Annotated in this window: 18 protein-coding genes and 2 tRNA genes; 3 read left to right on the top strand and 17 right to left on the bottom strand. The window is 63.9% G+C overall.

Annotated elements, in window-relative coordinates:
• Position 1 precedes the first annotated feature (1 nt).
• Positions 2 to 1,015 carry a thiamine-phosphate kinase gene (thiL, locus tag ACNQOP_RS11810; protein ID WP_416404544.1) on the bottom strand — a complete coding sequence of 338 codons (1,014 nt, stop codon included), beginning with the start codon at positions 1,013 to 1,015 and terminating at the stop codon, positions 2 to 4.
• A gap of 121 nt (positions 1,016 to 1,136) precedes the next feature.
• On the opposite strand from thiL, the gene ACNQOP_RS11805 reads away from it, so the two are divergent.
• The gene (locus ACNQOP_RS11805; protein ID WP_257369070.1) at positions 1,137 to 1,646 is read left to right on the top strand and encodes a DUF3515 domain-containing protein; all 510 of its coding nucleotides are present in this window, start codon (positions 1,137 to 1,139) and stop codon (positions 1,644 to 1,646) included.
• 21 nt (positions 1,647 to 1,667) lie between these two features.
• Here ACNQOP_RS11805 and ACNQOP_RS11800 read toward each other — a convergent pair whose 3' ends face one another.
• From ACNQOP_RS11800 to leuC, 6 genes are all read right to left on the bottom strand, one after another.
• Entirely contained in the window at positions 1,668 to 2,804 is a 1,137-nt protein-coding gene (locus ACNQOP_RS11800) for a D-alanine--D-alanine ligase family protein (RefSeq protein WP_235521517.1), read from the bottom strand.
• On the bottom strand, positions 2,804 to 3,856 hold the full coding sequence (locus ACNQOP_RS11795; RefSeq protein WP_257369071.1) for an NAD(P)H-dependent glycerol-3-phosphate dehydrogenase: 1,053 nt from the start codon (positions 3,854 to 3,856) through the stop codon (positions 2,804 to 2,806). Before ACNQOP_RS11795 ends, ACNQOP_RS11800 begins: the two co-directional genes overlap by 1 nt.
• Complete coding sequence (locus ACNQOP_RS11790) at positions 3,853 to 4,626, bottom strand: lysophospholipid acyltransferase family protein (protein WP_257369072.1); 774 nt, start codon at positions 4,624 to 4,626, stop codon at positions 3,853 to 3,855. The genes ACNQOP_RS11795 and ACNQOP_RS11790 overlap by 4 nt, the downstream gene beginning before the upstream one ends.
• A gap of 11 nt (positions 4,627 to 4,637) precedes the next feature.
• Complete coding sequence (gene murA, locus ACNQOP_RS11785; RefSeq protein ID WP_257369073.1) at positions 4,638 to 5,963, bottom strand: UDP-N-acetylglucosamine 1-carboxyvinyltransferase; 1,326 nt, start codon at positions 5,961 to 5,963, stop codon at positions 4,638 to 4,640.
• A 224-nt stretch (positions 5,964 to 6,187) separates the two neighbouring features.
• On the bottom strand, positions 6,188 to 6,790 hold the full coding sequence (leuD, locus tag ACNQOP_RS11780; RefSeq protein WP_416404543.1) for a 3-isopropylmalate dehydratase small subunit: 603 nt from the start codon (positions 6,788 to 6,790) through the stop codon (positions 6,188 to 6,190).
• 9 nt (positions 6,791 to 6,799) lie between these two features.
• Positions 6,800 to 8,251: a 3-isopropylmalate dehydratase large subunit gene (leuC, locus tag ACNQOP_RS11775; protein ID WP_235521522.1), complete on the bottom strand. Its 1,452-nt coding sequence runs from the start codon at positions 8,249 to 8,251 to the stop codon at positions 6,800 to 6,802.
• 114 nt (positions 8,252 to 8,365) lie between these two features.
• On the opposite strand from leuC, the gene ACNQOP_RS11770 reads away from it, so the two are divergent.
• Both ACNQOP_RS11770 and ACNQOP_RS11765 read left to right on the top strand, forming a co-directional pair.
• On the top strand, positions 8,366 to 9,085 hold the full coding sequence (locus ACNQOP_RS11770) for an IclR family transcriptional regulator (RefSeq protein WP_014922101.1): 720 nt from the start codon (positions 8,366 to 8,368) through the stop codon (positions 9,083 to 9,085).
• A 54-nt stretch (positions 9,086 to 9,139) separates the two neighbouring features.
• Positions 9,140 to 9,676 (top strand): DUF1697 domain-containing protein, encoded by a 537-nt coding sequence (locus ACNQOP_RS11765; protein ID WP_416404542.1) that lies wholly within the window; start codon positions 9,140 to 9,142, stop codon positions 9,674 to 9,676.
• On the opposite strand, the gene ACNQOP_RS11760 is transcribed toward ACNQOP_RS11765, so the two are convergent.
• The 10 genes from ACNQOP_RS11760 to ACNQOP_RS11715 form a co-directional block, all read right to left on the bottom strand.
• Positions 9,673 to 11,292 (bottom strand): GTPase, encoded by a 1,620-nt coding sequence (locus tag ACNQOP_RS11760; protein ID WP_416404541.1) that lies wholly within the window; start codon positions 11,290 to 11,292, stop codon positions 9,673 to 9,675. The genes ACNQOP_RS11765 and ACNQOP_RS11760 overlap by 4 nt on opposite strands.
• Positions 11,289 to 13,067: a dynamin family protein gene (locus tag ACNQOP_RS11755; protein ID WP_416404568.1), complete on the bottom strand. Its 1,779-nt coding sequence runs from the start codon at positions 13,065 to 13,067 to the stop codon at positions 11,289 to 11,291. Before ACNQOP_RS11755 ends, ACNQOP_RS11760 begins: the two co-directional genes overlap by 4 nt.
• A gap of 121 nt (positions 13,068 to 13,188) precedes the next feature.
• Positions 13,189 to 13,261 (bottom strand) — tRNA-Glu (locus ACNQOP_RS11750).
• A 126-nt stretch (positions 13,262 to 13,387) separates the two neighbouring features.
• Positions 13,388 to 13,459, bottom strand: a tRNA-Gln gene (locus ACNQOP_RS11745).
• A gap of 137 nt (positions 13,460 to 13,596) precedes the next feature.
• Complete coding sequence (locus tag ACNQOP_RS11740) at positions 13,597 to 14,325, bottom strand: HAD family hydrolase (RefSeq protein WP_257369077.1); 729 nt, start codon at positions 14,323 to 14,325, stop codon at positions 13,597 to 13,599.
• An 11-nt stretch (positions 14,326 to 14,336) separates the two neighbouring features.
• Positions 14,337 to 15,860, bottom strand: a complete 1,524-nt coding sequence (gene gltX, locus ACNQOP_RS11735; protein ID WP_284987097.1) for a glutamate--tRNA ligase — start codon at positions 15,858 to 15,860, stop codon at positions 14,337 to 14,339.
• A 123-nt stretch (positions 15,861 to 15,983) separates the two neighbouring features.
• A complete protein-coding gene (locus tag ACNQOP_RS11730) occupies positions 15,984 to 16,760 on the bottom strand; it encodes a fumarylacetoacetate hydrolase family protein (protein WP_257369079.1) in 777 nt (258 codons plus the stop codon).
• A 23-nt stretch (positions 16,761 to 16,783) separates the two neighbouring features.
• The gene (locus tag ACNQOP_RS11725; protein ID WP_416404540.1) at positions 16,784 to 17,662 is read right to left on the bottom strand and encodes an MBL fold metallo-hydrolase; all 879 of its coding nucleotides are present in this window, start codon (positions 17,660 to 17,662) and stop codon (positions 16,784 to 16,786) included.
• Between the two features lie 469 nt (positions 17,663 to 18,131).
• Positions 18,132 to 19,244, bottom strand: coding sequence for a branched-chain amino acid aminotransferase (locus ACNQOP_RS11720; protein ID WP_257369081.1), 1,113 nt, complete (start codon positions 19,242 to 19,244; stop codon positions 18,132 to 18,134).
• Positions 19,245 to 19,361: 117 nt separating this feature from the next.
• On the bottom strand, positions 19,362 to 20,414 hold the full coding sequence (locus ACNQOP_RS11715) for a 3-isopropylmalate dehydrogenase (protein ID WP_416404539.1): 1,053 nt from the start codon (positions 20,412 to 20,414) through the stop codon (positions 19,362 to 19,364).

Genomic DNA, 20,414 nt, shown 5'->3' with positions numbered 1-20,414 from the left:
CTTAGTCTGCAAAGTGATCCCATCCAACGGTGTCAGCGGCTTGCCCGGCAATCCGGATACCGCTGCCTGGCGGCTCGACAACGGCTTGAACCGAGCCTATCGCAGTGAAGCCCTCCGGTAGCTGAATTCCAGCTGGGAACGTAGCCAGCAGCCCGTGATCCTCCCCGCCACCCAGGACCCAGGACAAGGGATCGGCGCCCAGAAGTGTTGCTGCCGGCTCCAAGGGTACCGCGTACGCCTTCAGGGCCGTGGGATCGAAGTCCAGGACTACCCCGCTGGCCGAGGCCAGCCGGTTGCCGTCGCGTAAAAGGCCGTCCGAGATATCCAACATGGCGGATGCTCCAGCCCGCGCGGCGGCAGGGCCCGCCGCCAGAGGAGGCAGTGGGCGGCACTGGTTGTCCACCAGGGCACGGAGTTCGCTTGCCAGGCTGCCCAGTGGAACATCGCTTTCAAGGAGGGCCCACCCGGCCGCGGCCCGGCCCAGTGTGCCGGCCACGGCGAGTTGGTGGCCGGGTTTTGCGCCCGAGCGCACCACCGGTGCAAGACCGTCCAGCGAACCCACGACGGCGACCGTCACCGCGATCTCGCGGCCACGGCCAAGGTCTCCCCCGGCAACGGAGCAGTCGATCGGGCCCAACGCAGTGATGGCCGCAGTCAGGCCGTCGGCAAAGGATTCGACCCATTGCACCGGCGTGCTCGGGGGCATGGTCAGGCTGACAACCAGCGAAGTAGCCGTACCGCCCATGGCGTTGATATCGCTGAGGTTCTGGGCCGCAGCTTTCCAACCGACATCAAACCCTGTGGTCCGGTAACCGTTGTTCCATTGCAGCCGGAAGTCCTGGTCCTGGGTCTGGGTGTCGATGGAGATCAAGGTGCGGCCATCCGGAGCGGCAACCAGGGCAGCATCGTCCCCGGGCCCCAACAATATTCCTGGACTGCGGTTCAGGCGCGGAAAGATCCGGGCAAGGAGCTCGGACTCCGAAAGGTCTTGGACGATCAATTGTTCTGCTGGCACGGCTCTACGCTATCGCGATCCACCGACAGGATAGCGTCGGGGCCGTTTCCACGGGTCATCCCGGATTGTGACCCGGACAACGCGAATCTGCGGGCCAGCACACGCGGGATAGGCTTGATCCATGCACCACAAGACCCTCCGACGGACTGCCATGTCCGCGTCACTGGCCGTTGCTTCCACCCTCGCCATCACGGCCTGCTCGCCGGCCGTGGACGTCACGGCAGCTTCGGATGCGGCCAATCCTGCCTGCGCCCCGATGATGGTGGCCCTCCCGGACCGGATCGGGGACGCCGCGCTCCGCAAGACCAACAGCCAGGCCACGGCGGCATGGGGTGACCCGTCGCAGGTGATCCTCCGGTGCGGCGTGAATGTTCCCGGTCCCACCACAGACCGCTGTGTGAGCGTCAACGGCGTCGATTGGGTCATCAAGGAAGGCGACCCCGTTTACACCTTGACGACGTTCGGCCGGGAACCGGCCACGGAAATCCTGATCGACCCCGCCAAGCTGGAAGCGGCCAACATCAGCTCCGCCACCGTCCTGACCGAACTCACCGCTGCAGTCGGCAAGATCAAGGCGACCGGCAAGTGCGTGGGCCAGGAAGACCTCCAGAACCTGCCGACCGGCAAGTAGTTGGCGCAGGCCAGTCTTGAGTTAGCGCAGGCCGGTCTTGCGGGTCAGCGCCAGCTGGATCAGTTCATCGATCAGTTCGGCATAGCCCAGCCCTGATGCCGCCCACATTTGCGGGTACATGCTCTTGGGGGTGAAGCCAGGCATGGTGTTGATCTCGTTGATGATCAGCTCGCCGGCAGGGGTGTAGAAAAAGTCGACGCGGCTGAGTCCTTCGGCGCCAACGGCGTCGAAAGCGACGGCGGCCAGCTCCCGTACGCGGGCGATGGCCTCGTCCGGCATATCGGCCGGGCAACTAAGTGCGGCAGCGCCGTCTTCCACATATTTGGCAGCAAAGTCGTAGAACTGGTGCTCTCCGGCTGCCACCGCAATTTCGCCGGGCATGGAGGTTCGGGGAACGTCGGTGCCACGTCCTTGGAGTACGGCGCACTCAATCTCGCGGCCAACGATTCCTGCTTCGATGACCAGCTTGAGATCGTGCCGGCGGGCTTCCTCGATGGCGGCGTCGAGCCCCTCCAGTGAATCCACTTTGGAGATGCCCATGGAGGAGCCGGCCCGGGCCGGTTTGACGAACACCGGGAACCCCAACTTGTCGACGCGCTTCCGGACAGCCTCCGCATCAGTGAGCCAGTCACGGTCAGTCACAGCCACATACGGCCCCACGGTCAATCCGGCAGCTTCGAAAACCACCTTCATGAAGTGTTTGTCCATGCCCACCGCTGAGGCCAGTACACCGGCGCCAACGTAGCGTGTATCGGACAATTCAAGGAGACCCTGGACAGTTCCGTCCTCGCCCCACGGCCCGTGCAGCAGCGGGAAGACGACGTCGACCGAACCCAGCTCCTGAGGAACCGCATTGGGCTCGGTGACGATCAACTGGTGTTCGCCCCCGACCTCCGCCAGGGTCACAGTCCGGCCCGACGGCGTTACCTCGGGAAGCGCTGCCGAGCTCAACGACCATTGGCTGGTGTCGCCTGACGCCAGGACCCATTGTCCCGACTTCGCGATACCGATGGGAATGACCTCATACTTTTCCCTATCGATGGCACCCATGACACCGGCCGCCGTGACGCAGCTGACCGCATGCTCACTTGAGCGCCCACCAAAGAGGATCGCGACCCGGGGGCGGTGTGTAGCGGGAGTGGAATCTTCAGTCACCATCAGTAGTCGCCTTCGGACTTCAGTGCCCGGGCCAGCAGTCGCGGCCCCAGGTCATCAACGGACATTCTGCCTTCAAGCACGGCCACAACGGCTGCCGTGATGGGCATTTCGACATTCAGTTTGCCGGCGAGCTCGTGGACGGCCGGGCCTGATTTGATGCCCTCGGCAGTCTGGGTCATCTGTTCTGCCACTTGTTCCAGGCTGAGCCCTTCGCCGAGCAGCCGGCCGGCAGTATGGTTACGGGAAAGCGCCGACGAGCAGGTGGCCACGAGGTCACCGAGACCGGCAAGCCCGGCCATGGTGAGGGCCTCTCCGCCCAAAGCCAGGGCAAGACGGGAAGTCTCCGCCAGCCCGCGGGTGATGACCGATGCCTTGGTGTTGTCCCCCATCTGGCGTCCCTCGCAAATACCCACCGCCAAGGCAATGACGTTCTTGACGATTCCGCCGATCTCCACACCAACCACATCGGTGCTGGTGTAAGGGCGGAAATACGGCGCGGTGCAACAAAGCGCAATGGCAGCCGCTGTTTCGTTATCGCTGCAGGCAACAACTGAGGCGGTGGGCTGCTCCCTGGCGATTTCCATGGCCAGGTTTGGTCCGGAAACCACGGCTACCCGTGAATCGGGGAGCCCCAGTTCCTGCGCAATGACTTCACTCATGCGCGCATCCGTGCCCAGTTCAAGGCCCTTCATCAGGGACACCACCACGGCGTCGGGTGCCAGGAGGGCTTTCCACTCCCCCAGTTGCGGTCGCAGGGACTGCGCGGGGACGGCCAGGACCACCAGCGTTGCGTCCTTCAGCACTTCGGCGACGTCGGTGGAAGCCGTAATGGACGCAGGCAGTTCGATGTCCTTGAGGTACTGCCCGTTACGGTGAAGCGAGTTGATCTCAGCCACGACCTCTGCGCGCCGCCCCCAGATCCGGATGCTGCGTGTGTCACCGGACGCGGCAGCCGCGTCAGCCAGGATCTTGGCGAAGGTGGTCCCCCATGATCCTGCCCCCAGGACAGCAATGGTCTCCGGAATCCCGGCAGGGCTCTCCACGAGGGTCATTCGCCGTCCTCCGGTTCCGGAGTGCCCGTGGATCCACGTTCGACAAAACGGCCGTGCTTGGACTGCTTGTGCATCGCGGGGTCCCACCGTTCCTTGGGAGCAGTCTCGCCCCGAAGTGTTTCAAGCAGCGAGGTGATGGCATCCATGATGACGTCCGTGGCCTCGGACAGCGTGGCCCGATCCAGCGGCCGGTCTGCGAAGGCGCTCAAGTCCACGGGTTCTCCCACGAGCACCCGCGCAGTCTTGCGCGGGAAGACGTGGAAACGCTTTGCGTACCTGGGAAAGACTTCATGGGCACCCCAGTGGGCTATCGGCACCACGGGCGCCCCGGTCTGCAGCGCCAGCCTGGCAGCACCAGTGTGCCCCTTCATGGGCCACAGGTCCGGGTCACGGGTCAGTGTTCCTTCGGGATAGATGATGATGGCGCCACCGGCGTCCACCACCTCCTTGGCGATCTGCAGCGAACGGTTGGCGCCGGCCGTCGAGCGTTCAACCGGAATCTGTTTGGTGGCCTGGAGCAGTGCACCCAAAACCGGGACTTTGAACAATCCGGCCTTCGCCAGGAAGTGCGGCGGCCGCTTCTGGTTGTAGACCATATGCCCCACGACGATGGGGTCGATCTCGGTGCAATGGTTGGGTACCGCGATGAAACCGCCCTGCGGCAGTTTCTCCAGCCCCTCCCATTTTTTGTTCATCAGGATGTTCATCAAGGGGCGCGCCAAGCCCGCCAGCAAGATAAACGTGGCACGGCTCTTGGCCGATTCCTTCACAGGATCTCCCGCTACTTGGTGGTAGTGATGTCGAAATCGGCGCCCAGGCCAGCCAGTTTCTCGGTGAAGCGCTCGTATCCGCGGTTGATGATGTCAATCCCGGTCACCTTGGAGGTGCCCGTCGCAGCAAGGGCTGCGATGAGGTGGCTGAAACCGCCGCGCAGGTCCGGGATGTCGATGTCCGTTCCCCGTAAGGGAGTGGGTCCGGAGATGACAGCCGAGTGCAGGAAGTTCCGTTGTCCGAAGCGGCAGGGGACGCTGCCCAGGCATTCGCGGTGTACCTGGATGTTCGCACCCATACGCGCCAGGGCTTCGGTGAACCCGAAACGGTTCTCGTAGACGGTCTCGTGGACGATCGAAACACCTTCGGCCTGGGTCAGCGCAACCACGAGGGGCTGCTGCCAGTCCGTCATGAAGCCGGGGTGAACGTCGGTTTCCAGGACCAGCGGGCTGAGCTTGCCGCCCGGGTGGTAGAAGCGGATGCCGTCGTCGCCGATGTCCATGCCGCCACCGACCTTGCGGTAGGTGTTCAGGAAGGTCATCATGTCGCGTTGGGAAGCGCCCTCGACGAAAATGTCGCCACGGGTAACCAGCGCAGCAGAAGCCCAGGAAGCGGATTCGTTGCGGTCCGGGAGCGCGCGGTGGTTGTAGCCCCCAAGGTCCTTGACGCCTTCGATGCGGATAGTGCGGTCCGTCTGGACGCTGATGATCGCACCCATTTTCTGCAGCACCGCGATGAGGTCGATGATCTCCGGTTCCGTCGCCGCCCCGATGAGTTCGGTGATGCCCTCGGCCCGGGTGGCACTGAGCAGTACCTGCTCGGTGGCTCCCACAGACGGGTACGGCAGGGAAATCTTGGCGCCATGCAGGCCATGGGGAGCAGAAATGTGGATCCCGCCCGGACGCTTTTCCACCACTGCACCGAACTGGCGGAGCACATTCAGGTGGTAATCGATCGGCCTGTCGCCGATTTTGCATCCGCCGAGATCCGGAATGAAAGCCTCGCCGATGGCATGGATCAACGGCCCACACAAAAGGATGGGAATCCGTGAGTCTCCGGCGTGCGCGTCAATGGCGGTACTTGAAGCAGTTTTGGCACCCTGGGGATCCAGCGTCAGGTCACCTGTCACGGGGTCCTTCACGACAGTCACCCCGTGGAGCTGCAGCAGGCTGGTGACAACCTCTACATCCTTGATTTCCGGCACGTTCCTCAGCACCGATGGTTCACTGCCCAGCAACGCCGCCACCATGGCTTTGGGCACCAGGTTCTTGGCACCGCGAACGGTCACTCGCCCGGTTAACGGGACGCCACCGCGGATTGTCAGAACACTACTCATCTATACCGGTTTCCTCACGACTACTCGCCCCCCAAACTTACAAAGGCTCCAGCTAAGCATAGAAGCTCGCGTTACCGAACCGAAATGGACGCACCCGGCGATCCAAGGATCGGTGTCGCTCCGAAGTCCAGTGACAAGGCGGTCATAGGCCCACGAAAAAGGACCCCCGGGCCCCAACAGGGCTCCGACGGTCCTCTCTCAGCGCAATTCCGAGGTCCCAGCTGCTACTGGACCTTCGCCGGCAGCGTCTTGGGTTTGAACGACGGCCGCGTTGCCTCGTATGCCGTGATGTCTTGCTCGTGCTGGAGGGTCAGCCCGATGTCATCCAGGCCTTCCAGGAGGCGCCAGCGGGTGTAGTCGTCGATCTCGAACGGAGCTACGACGTTGCCGCACTCCACTGTCTTGCTGACGAGGTCCACCTTTACCTCGGTGCCGGGCTGGTTCTCCAGGACCTTCCAGATCAGCTCGATGTCGTCCTGGGCAACCTGGGCTGCCAGCAGGCCTTGCTTCCCGGAGTTGCCGCGGAAAATATCGGCGAACCTCGAGGAGAGCACGGCCTTGAACCCGTAGTCCTTCAGGGCCCAGACAGCGTGCTCACGGGATGACCCCGTGCCGAAGTCAGGGCCGGCCACCAGCACGGAACCGGCATTGAACGGCGCCTGGTTGAGGATAAAGGACTCGTCCTTGCGCCAGGCAGCGAACAGGGCGTCTTCGAAGCCGGTCCGTGTGATGCGCTTGAGGTAGACCGCAGGGATGATCTGGTCGGTGTCGACGTTGCTCTGTCGCAGCGGTACACCAATGCCGGTGTGGGTTGTGAATGCTTCCATGGGATCCTCCTAGACTGCGGTTCCGGTCAGTGTGCCCGCGGAAACGGACTCGAGGTCCGAAGGCGAGCTCAGTGTTCCCCGGACGGCTGTGGCTGCTGCCACCACGGGCGAGACCAGGTGCGTGCGCCCGCCCTTGCCCTGGCGGCCTTCAAAGTTTCGGTTGGACGTGGACGCGCAACGCTCTCCCGGCTCCAGCTGGTCCGGGTTCATGCCCAGGCACATGGAGCAACCGGCGAAGCGCCATTCAGCTCCAAATTCCTTGAAGACCTTGTCCAGGCCCTCGGCTTCGGCTTCCAGGCGGACCCGCGCGGATCCCGGGACAACCAGCATCCGGACGTTGGGGTCTTTGGCCCGGCCGCGAATGATGTCCGCGGCGATACGGAGGTCCTCAATGCGGGAGTTCGTGCAGGAGCCCAAGAAGACGGTGTCCACGCGGATGTCCTTCATGGGCGTGCCTGCTTCCAGGCCCATGTACTGCAGGGCGCGTTCGGCGGCAGCCTTTGCGTTCTCGTCGCCAAAGTCTTCCGGGGAAGGAACCTTGGCGGAGAGCGAGACGCCCTGGCCGGGGTTGGTACCCCAGGTCACGAAAGGTTCCAGGGTGTCGGCATCGAGGTCGACCTCGACGTCGAAGGTCGCGTCCGCATCCGTGTGGAGCGTGTTCCAGTACTCGACGGCGGCATCCCAGTCCGCACCTTCGGGCGCGTGGGGGCGACCCTGCATGTAGTCGTAGGTGGTCTGGTCCGGGGCCACCATGCCCGCACGTGCACCGGCTTCGATGGACATGTTGCAGATGGTCATGCGCGCATCCATGGACAGGGACCGGATGGCCGAGCCGCGGTATTCCAGGACGTAGCCCTGTCCGCCGCCTGTGCCGATCTTGGCGATCACAGCCAGGATGATGTCCTTGGCTGTGACGCCGGGGCGCAGGGTTCCCTCAACGTTGATGGCCATGGTTTTGAACGGCTTGAGCGACAACGTCTGGGTGGCCATGACGTGCTCAACCTCGGACGTGCCGATGCCCATGGCCAGCGCACCAAAGGCGCCGTGCGTGGAGGTGTGCGAGTCGCCGCAGACTACTGTCATGCCAGGCTGGGTGAGGCCCAACTGCGGACCGACCACGTGGACGATGCCCTGCTCTTTGTCACCCAGGGAGTGCAGGCGGACGCCGAATTCCTTGCAGTTGGCACGCAGCGTTTCAATCTGGGTGCGGCTGGTCAGGTCGGCGATCGGCTTGTCGATGTCCAATGTTGGAGTGTTATGGTCCTCCGTGGCAATGGTGAGGTCCACGCGGCGCAGCTTCCTGCCCGCCAGGCGCAGGCCTTCGAAGGCCTGCGGAGACGTCACTTCGTGAACGAGGTGCAGGTCGATGAAGAGAAGGTCGGGCTGGGCATTGGCTCCTTCGCCCTCACCTTTGCGCACGATGTGCGCATCCCAGACTTTCTCGGCCAGTGTCTTTCCCACGGCCTGCTCCCTTCACTGCGGTTTGGTTGTTCCTAGACCACTGAAGCAGCACCGCTGCGAAATAGGCCAGTGAAACAACTTGCATCTCAGATATTGAGACGGCAATATCATTACATGGACAATTCTAGTGGAGTCGGTGTCATTGATAAAGCGGCCCAGGTCCTCGATGCCCTCGAGGCCGGACCAACGACGCTCGCCCAACTTGTAGCCGCCACGGGCCTCGCCCGGCCAACGGTTCACCGGCTCGCTCTGGCGCTGGTTCATCACCGTTTGGTGAGCCGCGACATTCAAGGCCGATTCGTCCTCGGCAGCAGGCTCGTGGAGTTGGCATCCGCTGCCGGAGAAGACCGGCTGATCGCCTCGGCAGGCCCCGTGCTCATCCAGTTGCGGGATGCCACCGGCGAAAGTGCCCAGATTTTCCGCCGGCAGGGCGACTGGCGCGTGTGCGTGGCTTCCGCGGAACGCCCCATCGGCCTCCGGGACACGATTCCCGTTGGTACCCAGTTGTCCATGAAGGCCGGCTCCGCCGCCCAGGTACTCCTGGCATGGGAAGATCACGACCGTCTTCTGGAGGGGCTGCAGAATGCCCGCTTTACGCCCACCGTGCTGGCAGGAGTACGACGCCGGGGCTGGGGTCAGAGCCTCGGCGAACGCGAACCCGGGGTCGCCTCGGTTTCGGCCCCCGTCCGTGGGCCTTCCGGAAGGGTGATCGCGGCCGTCTCCATCTCGGGTCCCATTGAGCGCCTCACCCGCCAACCGGGCCGCCTGCACGCCGAAGTGGTCTGCAACGCTGCCCGTGTCCTGACCGAAGCACTACGGAAGAACAACGACTAGTCCCCCACTGGTCTACGCTGTTCCAGCATCCACCCCTCCGGACGGGAGCCCAACATGAACAACTACGCGATATTCCTCCGGGGCATCAACGTCGGCGGGATCAACATCAAGATGGCCGACCTCAAGACTGCGCTCCACGACTACCCTTTCACCAAGGTCAAGACATTACTGGCCAGCGGAAACGTGGTGCTGCAAACCGAACTCAGCGCCAAGGACGTCAAGGACGAATTCGAGAAGTGCCTCAGGGATGCCTTCGCCTACGACGCCTGGGTGGTGGTTCTCTCTGCCGATCGGGTTGCCGAACTCGTAGAGGCTTGCCCTTACCCGGCCGACGACAAATCCACCCACAGTTATGTGACTCTGGCATCCGATACCGCCCTGCTCGACGAACTTTTCGACGCAGGGCAGGCATTGGACGGCGTTGAACAAGTACGGCTCGGCCCCGAAGCGTCCGCCTGGTTGGCGCCCGCGGGCGGCACGCTGGACAGCCCTTTCAGCAAGCTCTCTTCGAAAGCGCGCTATAAAGCCAGCACCACCACCCGGAACCTGCGGACCCTCATCAAAGTCAGGGACGCGGTCGCAGCACTCTAGGTCGAACGGGCATCCTTCAACGCCGCGTTATAGGCCTTGAGGCGTGTCATCTCCACCTCGACGGGCTCAACGATCCGCTTCTCCGCCACTGCGGCCACGGACACCTTCAATCGTTTCGCCGCTCCGGAAGCCCGCAACTTAGCTGCCCAGCCACCCAGGAAGCGGCCAACAATAGCCAAGAGGATTCCCAACGCCACTCCCCCGGCCACCATCAAAGTGGGCCACGGCCAGCCCTCCGATCGCGGGACGTCCGGCACCGGCATCTGGAAGTAACCCAGCGCGGCCAGGACTCCGAGCCAGCCAAGTCCACCCACCGCCACCACGAACGCCAACCATTGCAGGGAGTTGAACAGCGCCCACCACACGGGCCTCTTTGCGGCCTTCAGGTCGGTTCCGGCGATGGCCTGGTCCAAGGCATCGGGCAGTTGTTCGCGGCCGTCCCTGGCGACAGCGCGGATAGCGGCGCGCCACGGTCCCGGAGCACCTGTGGACGCGTCATCCACGAAGTCCCGGACAGCGGCATCCGTCCGCGCCCGCTCGGGCGCGCCTGCCGGAGGCAGGGAGGTCCGGCTCAGCTCCGGCCTAGTATCACCCCGGCCCAGGTTCAGCCTCCGCAAGGGGTCCGGTCGGAAGCGGAGCAGCCACCGGGTCACGGGCCATCCTGTCCTCCGGGCCGACTCCCTCTTGAACGAGCGCTGGACCGCGTCCACTACAACGGGCACGTTAGCTGCGGCAGCCAACTCCGACGCGAGCCGTGCCTTGGCATTTGCCTTGATCCCGCGCGCTTCGCCCTCTCCTGAGGCTCTGGCCAGTTCCGTGGCCGCCTTGGCTACATCGGCCGCGAGGCGCTGTGTCGTTGCCTCCCGCTGGACCACGACGTTCCTGATCGCATCGCGGACGGCCGCTACGCCGTCGCCCGTCAGCGCGGAAGCACTGAGCACGCGGACCTTCCCCAGGCCATCGCGGGCCAGGATGCCCCCCAAGGACTGCATGACGGCGGAGGCGTCCGTGGGGCTGAGCCTGTCCACCTGGTTCAGGACCACCAGCGTGACGGCGCCATGGGAGGCCATGGGCTTCAGGAAATCATTATGGACCGCCGCGTCTGCATACTTCTGGGGATCAAGGACCCACACCAGGACGTCCACCATGCCCACCATGCGCTGGGCGATCTCCCTGTTCTCTGCGCGGGTGGAGTCGAAGTCCGGCAGGTCAAGGAGGACCAGGCCTGTGTCTTCGTCCGCAAGCCCGGCCACCGGTGGCAGGGTGTGGCGCTCCTTGACCTCCAACCAGTCCAGGAGTGGACCGCTGCCGTCTTCTCCCCAAACTCCCGCCAAGGGCTCTGAAGTGGTGGGACGCCTCGCCGTCGCTGTCGCCAGCTCACTGCCGGAGACTGCGTTGAACAACGAGGACTTGCCGCTGCCGGTGGCACCAAAAAAGCCCACCACCGTGTGTCCTGCTGATAACGAACGCCGGGACGCTGCCCGCTCCAGGACGTCGTAAACCGATTGAAGCTCTTCGTCAGGAAGCACTCCTTCGGCAAGTTCCCGGGCTTCGTTGAGCGATTCAAGCCTGCGCTGCAGGCGGGAGGATTCACGGACCTGGCTGTGGCGGCTCATGCGGCTTCCGCCATGCGGCGAAGTGCGGTGGCGTGCCGGGCGAGGTCGTTGCCGGACCGTGGATGCGCTGCATCAAGGCGGCCCAGGAAGCGTTGCTTTTCATCGTCCAGGAGCCGTTGACATTGTGTGTGCAGGTCTTCCCTGGCCTGTTGCGCCAAGCGCCTGACCGCATCCTCCCCAAACACAGCTTCCAAGAGTTTCTGCCCCACTACTGCCGTTCCACCCGCGATCCCGATCTCAAGGCCTGTCAATCCGGCGGTCATCGAAAACACCACCACCATGAGCGCGGCACCCAGCCCGTTGATGCCGAAAGACAGCCAACGCGCCTGGGTCCGCTTGCCCTGTCCCTGCGTCCGGATCATCTCCATGAGGCCTTCCTGCCACGCGCGGATGGCGGCGGCAGACCTGGCATCGAATCCTTCGCTGGTGCCGGACAGGTCATCGGGGCCCAGCAGCTGGCGCCCCGCGGGATACGAACGCCATCGCCTGTCCACGTTCTCCGCGGCGTTGGCAGCCTCGTCCAGGATCACTGCCTGCAGCCCGGTTTCGATGGCCGTCTCCACCTTCACGGCGGGGGCGGGTTCGCCCCGGAAGAAGGCCCCCATGCGGTCACGCATGCGGCCTATATTCTGCTCAAGGGTCCGGAAGAACTCACCCGTGCCGACAAAGTCCTGCCACCGTGCCAGGACTTCACCCCGCAGGAGCGCTCCGTCTTTGGTTGCGGCGAGAATGCGTGAGAGTGCCAGCTCATATTCCTCCACGCAGCCTCCCTCGAGTTCGCGTGCTGCGGTGTCCTGCGCTGCCGCCGCGCCGGCTATTCCGTCGAGGCGGACGCTCACTGCCTTAACGGCTCCGTTGAGTGTTCGGCGGGCGACGTCGGCGCGGCCAGCTGCATTGGCGGCCAAGGCTCCCAGCCACTGGCGCAAGGGGGCCGCTGCGTCGTGGGGCAGCATTCCGAGTGCGTCCAGTTCGCTTTCCGGAACAACAAAGAGCTTCGCTTCGCCAAGGCCCTGCCGGTCCAGCATTGCCTGCAGATCGGCCCTGACCTCTTCCTCGGCGGCGGCCGGCACCCGGTCCAGGACAACGGCGACGGTGATGTCCCGCGAGGCCGCGTCAAGAAGCAGCCGCCAGGGGACGGCGTCGGCGTATCGGTTGGCGGTGGTGACAAACACCCAAAGGTCCGCGGCGGCCAGGAGCTGTCCGGCCAGCCTGCGGTTGTCATCGGAGATGGAGTCGACGTCGGGCGCGTCCAGCAGTGCGATGCCTTGGGGCACGTTGTCATGGCCCACCAGTACCAGTGACGTGATCGCCTGCGCGTCAGGGGCAGCTCCGGCCTGGTTGGCCGGCACAGGGTTTGCCGACACCGTGCCGCGGATCCGGTGCAGGTTTGGCAGGATGCGGTTCCCTTCGAACCACTCGGCATCCTGAGGGTGGTGCAACAGGATGGGCTGGCGCGTCGTGGGCCGGATAGCCCCGGCGCGCGTCACCGGAAAGCCGACCAGCGCGTTGACCAAGGTGGATTTGCCGGCTCCGGTTGAACCGCCGACGACGGCCAGCAGCGGAGCGTCCAGGCTCCGGTAGCGGGGAATGACGTAATCATCGAGCTGGGCCAGCGACTCCCGGATCCACTGGCGGGCTTCCTGCGCCTCAGGCACCGCCAGCGGCAGGGTGGTGGCCGCGAGTTCGGCGCGTGCAGCTTCCAGGGTTTCGACGGCGGCCGCAGCCCCTCGGGGTACTGGACTGGCCCCGGATGCTGATGGGTCTTGGTTTGCGATCACAGCATCATCATGCCAGCCCGATCACTACATGCCAGCCCGATCACTATAGGACGCTCGGGGCAGGCGCCAGGGCAAAAAGAAATCCCCCGGAACCGTGAAGTTCCGGGGGATTCAACTGTGACCCCAGCGGGATTCGAACCCGCGTTACCGCCGTGAGAGGGCGGCGTACTAGGCCGCTATACGATGGGGCCTCGCACTTTTGTCACCGTTTCCGGCGATCAAGCTGAATGAGTATTTCATACTTTCAGCTCCGCTCCAAATCGCTTCAGCGAAGTGGAAGGTTCCGATTTTCCGCGTATTCACGCGGATTTTCAGAGCTGGGATACCAGGACTCGAACCTAGAATGACGGTACCAGAAACCGTAGTGTTGCCAATTACACCATATCCCAAAGTGACTTTCGGACCGGAGTTCCTCGCCGCGGTTTCCCTTGGCTTTTCCCTCCGTGCCCCTCAGCACGAGTAATGACTCTACCGGAGTCTCGCCACCTGCACAAATCGTAAAGCCGTTACCTGCATCACACGGATCTCAGGCTGCGGTCGGAGCCGTCATCAGCAGGCGGGATAGGGAATCCACCTGCCGTCCAGTGAACTCCTCCACCACTTCCCCGGTCCTGTTCAACCACACGCCCACCAGTCCCGCCGCGGTTGCTCCGTCCGCATCGAGGAGTCGGTTATCGCCAACGTAGAGGGTCTCCGCCGGCGAAGTCCCCAGGAGGCGCACACCTTCGAGGTATATGGCGGGGTCCGGCTTGGGCACGCCAACGGTGTCCGTTCCCACCAGTGTCGCGATCCTGGCCAAACCGGCACTGTCCAGCTTCGCGCGCTGGTAGTCGTGGACGTTGTTACTGACCGCACCGTAGGGAATCCCCGCCGCATCCAGTGCGTCCAGGACCTCTTCAACGTCGTCGAAAGCCCGCACGTATGACGTCTGGCGCCGGTGATACTCGGCCACCCATGCCTGGGACTCCTCGCCGTCCCCCAGTTCCACGCCAAAGTGGCCCAGGGCAGCCCTGCCGCGAAGCAGCCGCTGCTCGTTGAACGTCAGCTCCCCTGCCAGGTAGCGGTCATAGAAATGCGTGGTTTCGTGCGTGAAGATACGTCCGAACTTCACCCACCCGGCCTGGTCCAGGCCGGGCAGGAGATGTTCGCTGACATCGCGCAACGCCGTCGTCATGGCGTACTCAAGGTCCACCAGGGTGTCATCAATATCGAACAGGACACCACGGATAGTGCCAAAAGTGCTTGCTATCGCCATGACGTCCGCCGTTACTGGCCGCGGAAAGCGCGGACGCGCGCCAGTGCGGAATCCTTGCCCAGGATCACCATGGACTCGAACAGCGGCGGGGAAATGCGACGACCGGAGATGGCAGTGCGCACCGGGCCGAACGCGGCGCGGGGCTTGATGCCCAGGTCCTCGACCAACGCCTGCTTAAGTGCAGCCTGGATGTTCTCGGCAGTCCAGTCCGTAATGGGCTCCAGTGCCGCCAGGGCCGCATCAAGGACCTCCTCCAGGTTCTGGGGCAGACCCTTCCGGGCATCGTCCGCGACGTCGATCGCGTCATCAGCCTTGAACAGGAAGGCCAGCATTTCCGGAGCCTCGCCCAGGAGGGTGATCCGTTCCTGGACCAAGGGAGCTGCCTCTGCGAGGATCTCCTCCTGCCGGGGGGTGAGGATCTCACCGACGAAACCGGCAGCGCGGAGGTAGGGAACCAGCCGCTGCTTGAAGTCTTCCGGAGCGAGCATGCGCACGTGGGTTCCGTTGATGGCTTCGGCCTTCTTGATGTCGAAGCGTGCCGGGTTGCCCAGGACGTCATGGATGTCGAAGTTGGCAACGAGCTGCTCCACGGTGAAGATGTCCTCATCCGCGCTCAGGGACCAGCCGAGCAGCGACAAGTAGTTGAGCAACCCTTCGGGGATGAAGCCACGCTCGCGGTGCAGGAACAGGCTCGACTCGGGATCGCGCTTGGAAAGCTTCTTGTTGCCCTGGCCCATAACGTACGGAAGATGCCCGAACTCCGGCATGTACTCGGCAACCCCAATGGCGTAGAGCGCCCGGTACAGCGCAATCTGGCGCGGAGTAGAGCTCAGCAAGTCCTCGCCGCGCAGGACGTGGGTGATCCCCATCAGGGCATCATCCACCGGGTTGACCAGGGTGTACAGCGGCGCACCGTTGGCGCGGACTACTGCAAAGTCTGGGACCGAGCCAGCCTTGAAGGTAATTTCCCCCCGGACCAGGTCGTTGAAAGTCAGGTCCTCGTCGGGCATGCGCAGGCGCAGTACAGCCTCCCGGCCTTCAGCCTTGAACTGGGCGAGCTGCTCCTCCGTCAGGTGGCGGTCAAAGCCGTCGTAGCCGAGCTTGGGGTCGCGGCCGGCTGCCTTGTGGCGGGCTTCGATCTCCTCCGGAGTGGAGTAGGACTCATATACGTGTCCCCCGGCCTTGAGCTTGGCGATGACGTCCTGGTAGATGTCGCCGCGCTGGGACTGCCGGTACGGTTCGTGCGGTCCGCCGACCTCGACGCCTTCATCCCAGTTGATGCCGAGCCACTTGAGGGCATCCAGCAACTGGTGGTAGCTCTCCTCGCTGTCGCGGGCAGAGTCGGTGTCCTCGATGCGGAAGATCAGCTTGCCGCCGGTGTGGCGTGCGTAGGCCCAGTTGAACAGGGCCGTCCGGATCAAGCCAACATGCGGAGTTCCGGTCGGTGACGGGCAGAAGCGGACGCGGACCGGAGTCTCGGCGTTGACGGCAGGGATGACGCTGGGGGCAGCGTTGGACGCAGAAGCAGTAGTCATAGTGGTTCCAACTTTACCGCTTGGCGCAGCCTGGGTTTCCCGGCCCTTAAGGCTCGACGGCGGCACTCGCCTTTCGTGCGAAAGGCGGGTGCCGCCGTCGTGGTTTGGCTTTGAAATGAATGCCTAGCGGCGGACCACCGGGTTGGAGAGCCGGCCGATGCCTTCGATCTCCACTTCGAAACGATCGCCTTCACTGACCAAGCCAACGCCGGCCGGGGTGCCGGTCATGATGACGTCGCCTGGAAGAAGCGTGAAGGCGTGCGAGACGATGGAGACGAGCTCGCGTACGCCGCGGATCATCTGGTTGGTGCTGCCGTCCTGGCGGAGTTCACCATTGAGGCGGCCCTGGATGGACAGGTCTTCGTGATCCAACTCTGTCTCGATCCACGGCCCAAGCGGCGCAGAGGTGTCAAAGCCCTTGGCGCGTGCCCACTGAAGGTCCGTCTTCTGAACGTCGCGTGCCGTGAGGTCATTGCCGCAGGTGTAGCCGAAGATCACGTCATCCGCGCGCTCTTCGGGAACGTCCTTGCAGATGCGGCCGATGACGACGCACAGCTCGGCTTCGAAGGAAACTTCCTCCGAGAACTCAGGAAGGACGATGGGATCATTCGGGCCGATCACGGACGTGTTGGGCTTGAGGAACAGCAGCGGCTGCTGGGGAACTTCGTTGCCAAGTTCCGCGGCATGCTCAGCGAAGTTCCGGCCAACACCGATCACTTTGCTGCGCGGAATGATCGGGGCGAGGAGCCGCACGTCCTCAAGCTTGTGCTTTACGTGGGTACGTTCGACGCCATTGAAGAAGGGGTCGCCGTTGATGACAGTGATTTCCTCACTGCCGGCCTCGCCTTCAACAACGCCGTAAAGGGGATCAGAATCAACTACAAAACGGGCGATACGCATGGGCCCAAGCCTACCGTCACGGCTCAGCTTCGCAGGTAATCCAACTGGGCAGCCACGGACGTCTCGGCGGCCCACCTGACGGAAGGGTCGACGTCGGGATACACGGCGTCGGTGACTGCCGCGATGGACGCGTCTTGGCCAAGGCGGTCAAGGGCTGTCCTGATCTGGTCCAGTCGCTGCTCACGGTGATTGCGATACTCCCGGCACTTTTCGTCCAGGGCAGGTAGCACGGGGCCATGTGCCGGGAGGAGTATCGCGGGCCCGAGTGCCTCCAGCCGATCCAAACTGGCCAGGTAGTCCCCCAGCCTGCCGTCCGGATAGTCCAGTACGGTGGTACCACGGCCAAGGATGGTGTCGCCAGTGAGGACCGAACCCGTCGGTCCGTCGTCCGGCAAGTGGAAGCACAATGAGTCGGAGGTGTGGCCGGGCGTAGCGATGACGCGGATTTCGACGCCGCCAATGGTCAGCACCTCGCCGTCGGCGAGCGGTTCTCCACCATGGCAATACCCGGGCAGGAAGGCACGCACCGGCGCGCCGGTCAGTTGGTGGAATCGAATTGAAGCTTCAGTATGGTCCGCGTGCCGGTGCGTGATGAGTACGACGTCGACACCTCCAGCCGCCGCCAGCTCGGCCAGGTGCTGCTCGTCGTCGGGTCCCGGGTCCACAACGGCGACACGGGCGGAACCGGGTGCACCGATGACGTAGGAGTTGGTGCCATCCAAGCTCATCGGACCCGGATTGGGGGCCAGCCGGAATCGCGTCAACCCACTGCTGCGCTGCAGGGAAGAGGAGGCGCCGCCCAGGGGTGCACTGCCTGGTGTGGGGTCAGCCGTTGTCGGGCTGCTGGAGGGTGAGTTGCGGGAAGGTGAGTTGCCGGAAGTCGCCATTGATTCAGAAGTCACCAGTCCATCTTGGCACTTCCCAACCCTCACTCACATCCCACCCCCTTCAACCCAACCCTCACTCACATCCCACCCCCTTCCACCCAACCCTCACTCACAACCCACATCCCACCCCCATCACCCCAACCCTCACTCACACCCCACCCCATCACCCCAACCCTCACTCACTTACTGGACAGCCGAAGTACGCTCGACGGCGATATTCGACGCCTACGGTTTGTGGCAACTTTGGCCGCTTGTACGCGGAAGGTGAGAGAGCGTCCACCGCAAACAGGCGGAAGGTGAGAGAGCGTCCACGGGAAGCAGGCGGGACGTGAGGGAGCGTTTGGATCAAACGGGTGGGACGTGAGAGAGCGTCCACGGGAATCGGGTGGGATGTGCCCGAGCGTTTGGATCAAGCGTCCGGGAAGCAGAACGGCGGCCCTTCCGCTTGATAACCAAGGGAAGGGCCGCCGTCGTGTGACCGGGGCTAGACCAGGCGGGTGAGCCAGCCGTGGGTGTCCTCAACGGTTCCGGTCTGGATGCCCAAGAGCTGCTGGCGGATGGCCATGGTGGTCTCGCCGGCCTTGGCGTCCTCGGCACCGATGAACTCGGTGGCGTCCTTGAGGACACCGATGGGGGTGATCACCGCAGCGGTACCGCAGGCGAACACCTCGGTGATCTCGCCGGAGGCAACGCCATCGCGCCATTCATCCAGCGTGATCTTGCGCTCGCTGACTTCGCGACCCATGTCCTTCGCCACCTGGATGACGGACATGCGCGTGACGCCTTCGAGGATGGTTCCGCTCAGTGCCGGGGTGACAAGTGAGCCGTCCTTCATCACGAAGAAGACGTTCATGCCGCCGAGTTCTTCCACGGCGTCGTCGTTGAAGTGGTCCAGGAAGAGGACCTGCTTGCAACCGTTCGCTTCGGCTTCCTGCTGGGCGATCAAGGACGCTGCATAGTTACCGCCGCACTTGGCCGCTCCGGTCCCGCCGCGGCCCGCACGGGCGTATTCACGGGAGATCCAGATGGAGACCGGCTTGAGTTCGCCACCGAAGTAGTTACCGGCGGGGGAAGCAATGACGCGGAAGGAAACCTCGCGCGCAGCACGGACGCCAAGGAAAGCCTCGGTGGCGATCATGAACGGACGCAGGTACAGGGCTTCGCCGTCACCGGAGGGAACCCATTCCTGGTCCGCCTGGACGAGTTCACGGATCGCTCCGAGGAAGTACTCTTCCGGCAATTCGGGAAGGGCGAGCCGGCGGGCCGACTTGTTGAGGCGGGCGGCGTTGGCTTCCGGACGGAAGGTCCAGACGGAGCCGTCAGCGTGGCGGTATGCCTTGAGGCCCTCGAAGATTTCCTGGCCGTAGTGCAGGACCGCAGCCGACGGATCAAGGGAAATCGGTCCGTAGGGCTCGATCCGGGCGTTCTGCCAACCGCCATTGCCATCGGCGTCGACTTTGTAGTCGACGACGGCGGTGTGGTCGGTGAAGTAGTCGCCGAATCCCGGGTTCGCCAGGATGGCTGCACGCTCCTCAGCAGACTTCGGTGTTTCCGAAAGCTGCTGGCTGAATTCGACGCCATGGGCAGTCTGAGTCATGTTTCCTCCACAGTCAGCTACCTGGCAGGGCGAACGCGGCCCCGAAGGGTGTGGTTCAGCGATGGACCAGGGAAGCAGGTAAATAATTCAAGACAAGCTTACGCCTGAGATTTGGGCCTAAAGTGCGGCCGCAATGGCGTCACCAACGGCAGCTGTGCTGCGCGGCTCGCCGGTGCGGCTTTCGACGTCGGCGACTACTGCCGCTTCAATCTTGCGGGCCGCCGTGGTGTAGCCAAGGTGGTCCAGGAGGAGCACTGCGGAGAGGATGGCCGCAGTGGGGTCGGCTTTCTGCTGTCCGGCGATATCCGGGGCGGAGCCGTGGACGGGCTCGAACATGGACGGTGCTGTGCGGTCCATGTTGATGTTGCCCGATGCCGCCAAGCCAATGCCGCCGGTAACGGCTGCCGCGAGGTCGGTGAGGATGTCGCCGAAGAGGTTGTCAGTGACGATGACGTCGAAGCGGGAGGGCTCGGTCACCATGAAGATGGTGGCGGCGTCGATGTGCAGGTAGTCGTGGGTAACCTCGGGGAATTCCTTGGCCACTGCCTCGACGGTCCGCTTCCACAGGTGCCCGGCGAAGACGAGCACGTTGTGCTTGTGGACGAGCGTGACGTGCTTGCGCGGACGCTCGCTGGCGCGGCGGAAGGCATCGCGGACGACACGCTCGACGCCGTGTGCCGTGTTGAGGGAAACCTCGGTAGCAACTTCGTGCGGAGTGCCGCCACGCAAGGTTCCACCGTTGCCCACGTAGGGACCCTCGGTACCCTCACGGACCACGATGAAGTCAATGGTGCCTGGGTTTGCCAGGGGGCTGCCGACGGTTCCGTACAGCCGGGACGGGCGCAGGTTCACGTAGTGGTCCAGGCTGAAGCGGAGCTTGAGCAGCATCTCGCGTTCGATGATGCCCGACGGGATGCGGGTATCGCCGGGAGCAGCTCCGACGGCGCCGAATAGAATGGCGTCACGGGTACGCAGGTCCGCCAGGACCTCCTCCGGAAGGGTCTCGCCGGTCTCAAGCCAGTGCTGTGCACCGAGCTTGTAGTGGGTCTGCTCGAGGGTGACGCCTTCCGCGGTGACGGCCTTTTCGAGGACCTTGACGGCTTCGGCGATGACCTCTGGGCCAATGCCGTCGCCTGGGATGACAGCGAGATTGATGGACGTTGCACTCAT

This window comes from Arthrobacter sp. LFS091, from assembly GCF_047977885.1.
Classification (GTDB): domain Bacteria; phylum Actinomycetota; class Actinomycetes; order Actinomycetales; family Micrococcaceae; genus Arthrobacter.
This window is presented reverse-complemented; position numbering and strand designations above follow the sequence as displayed.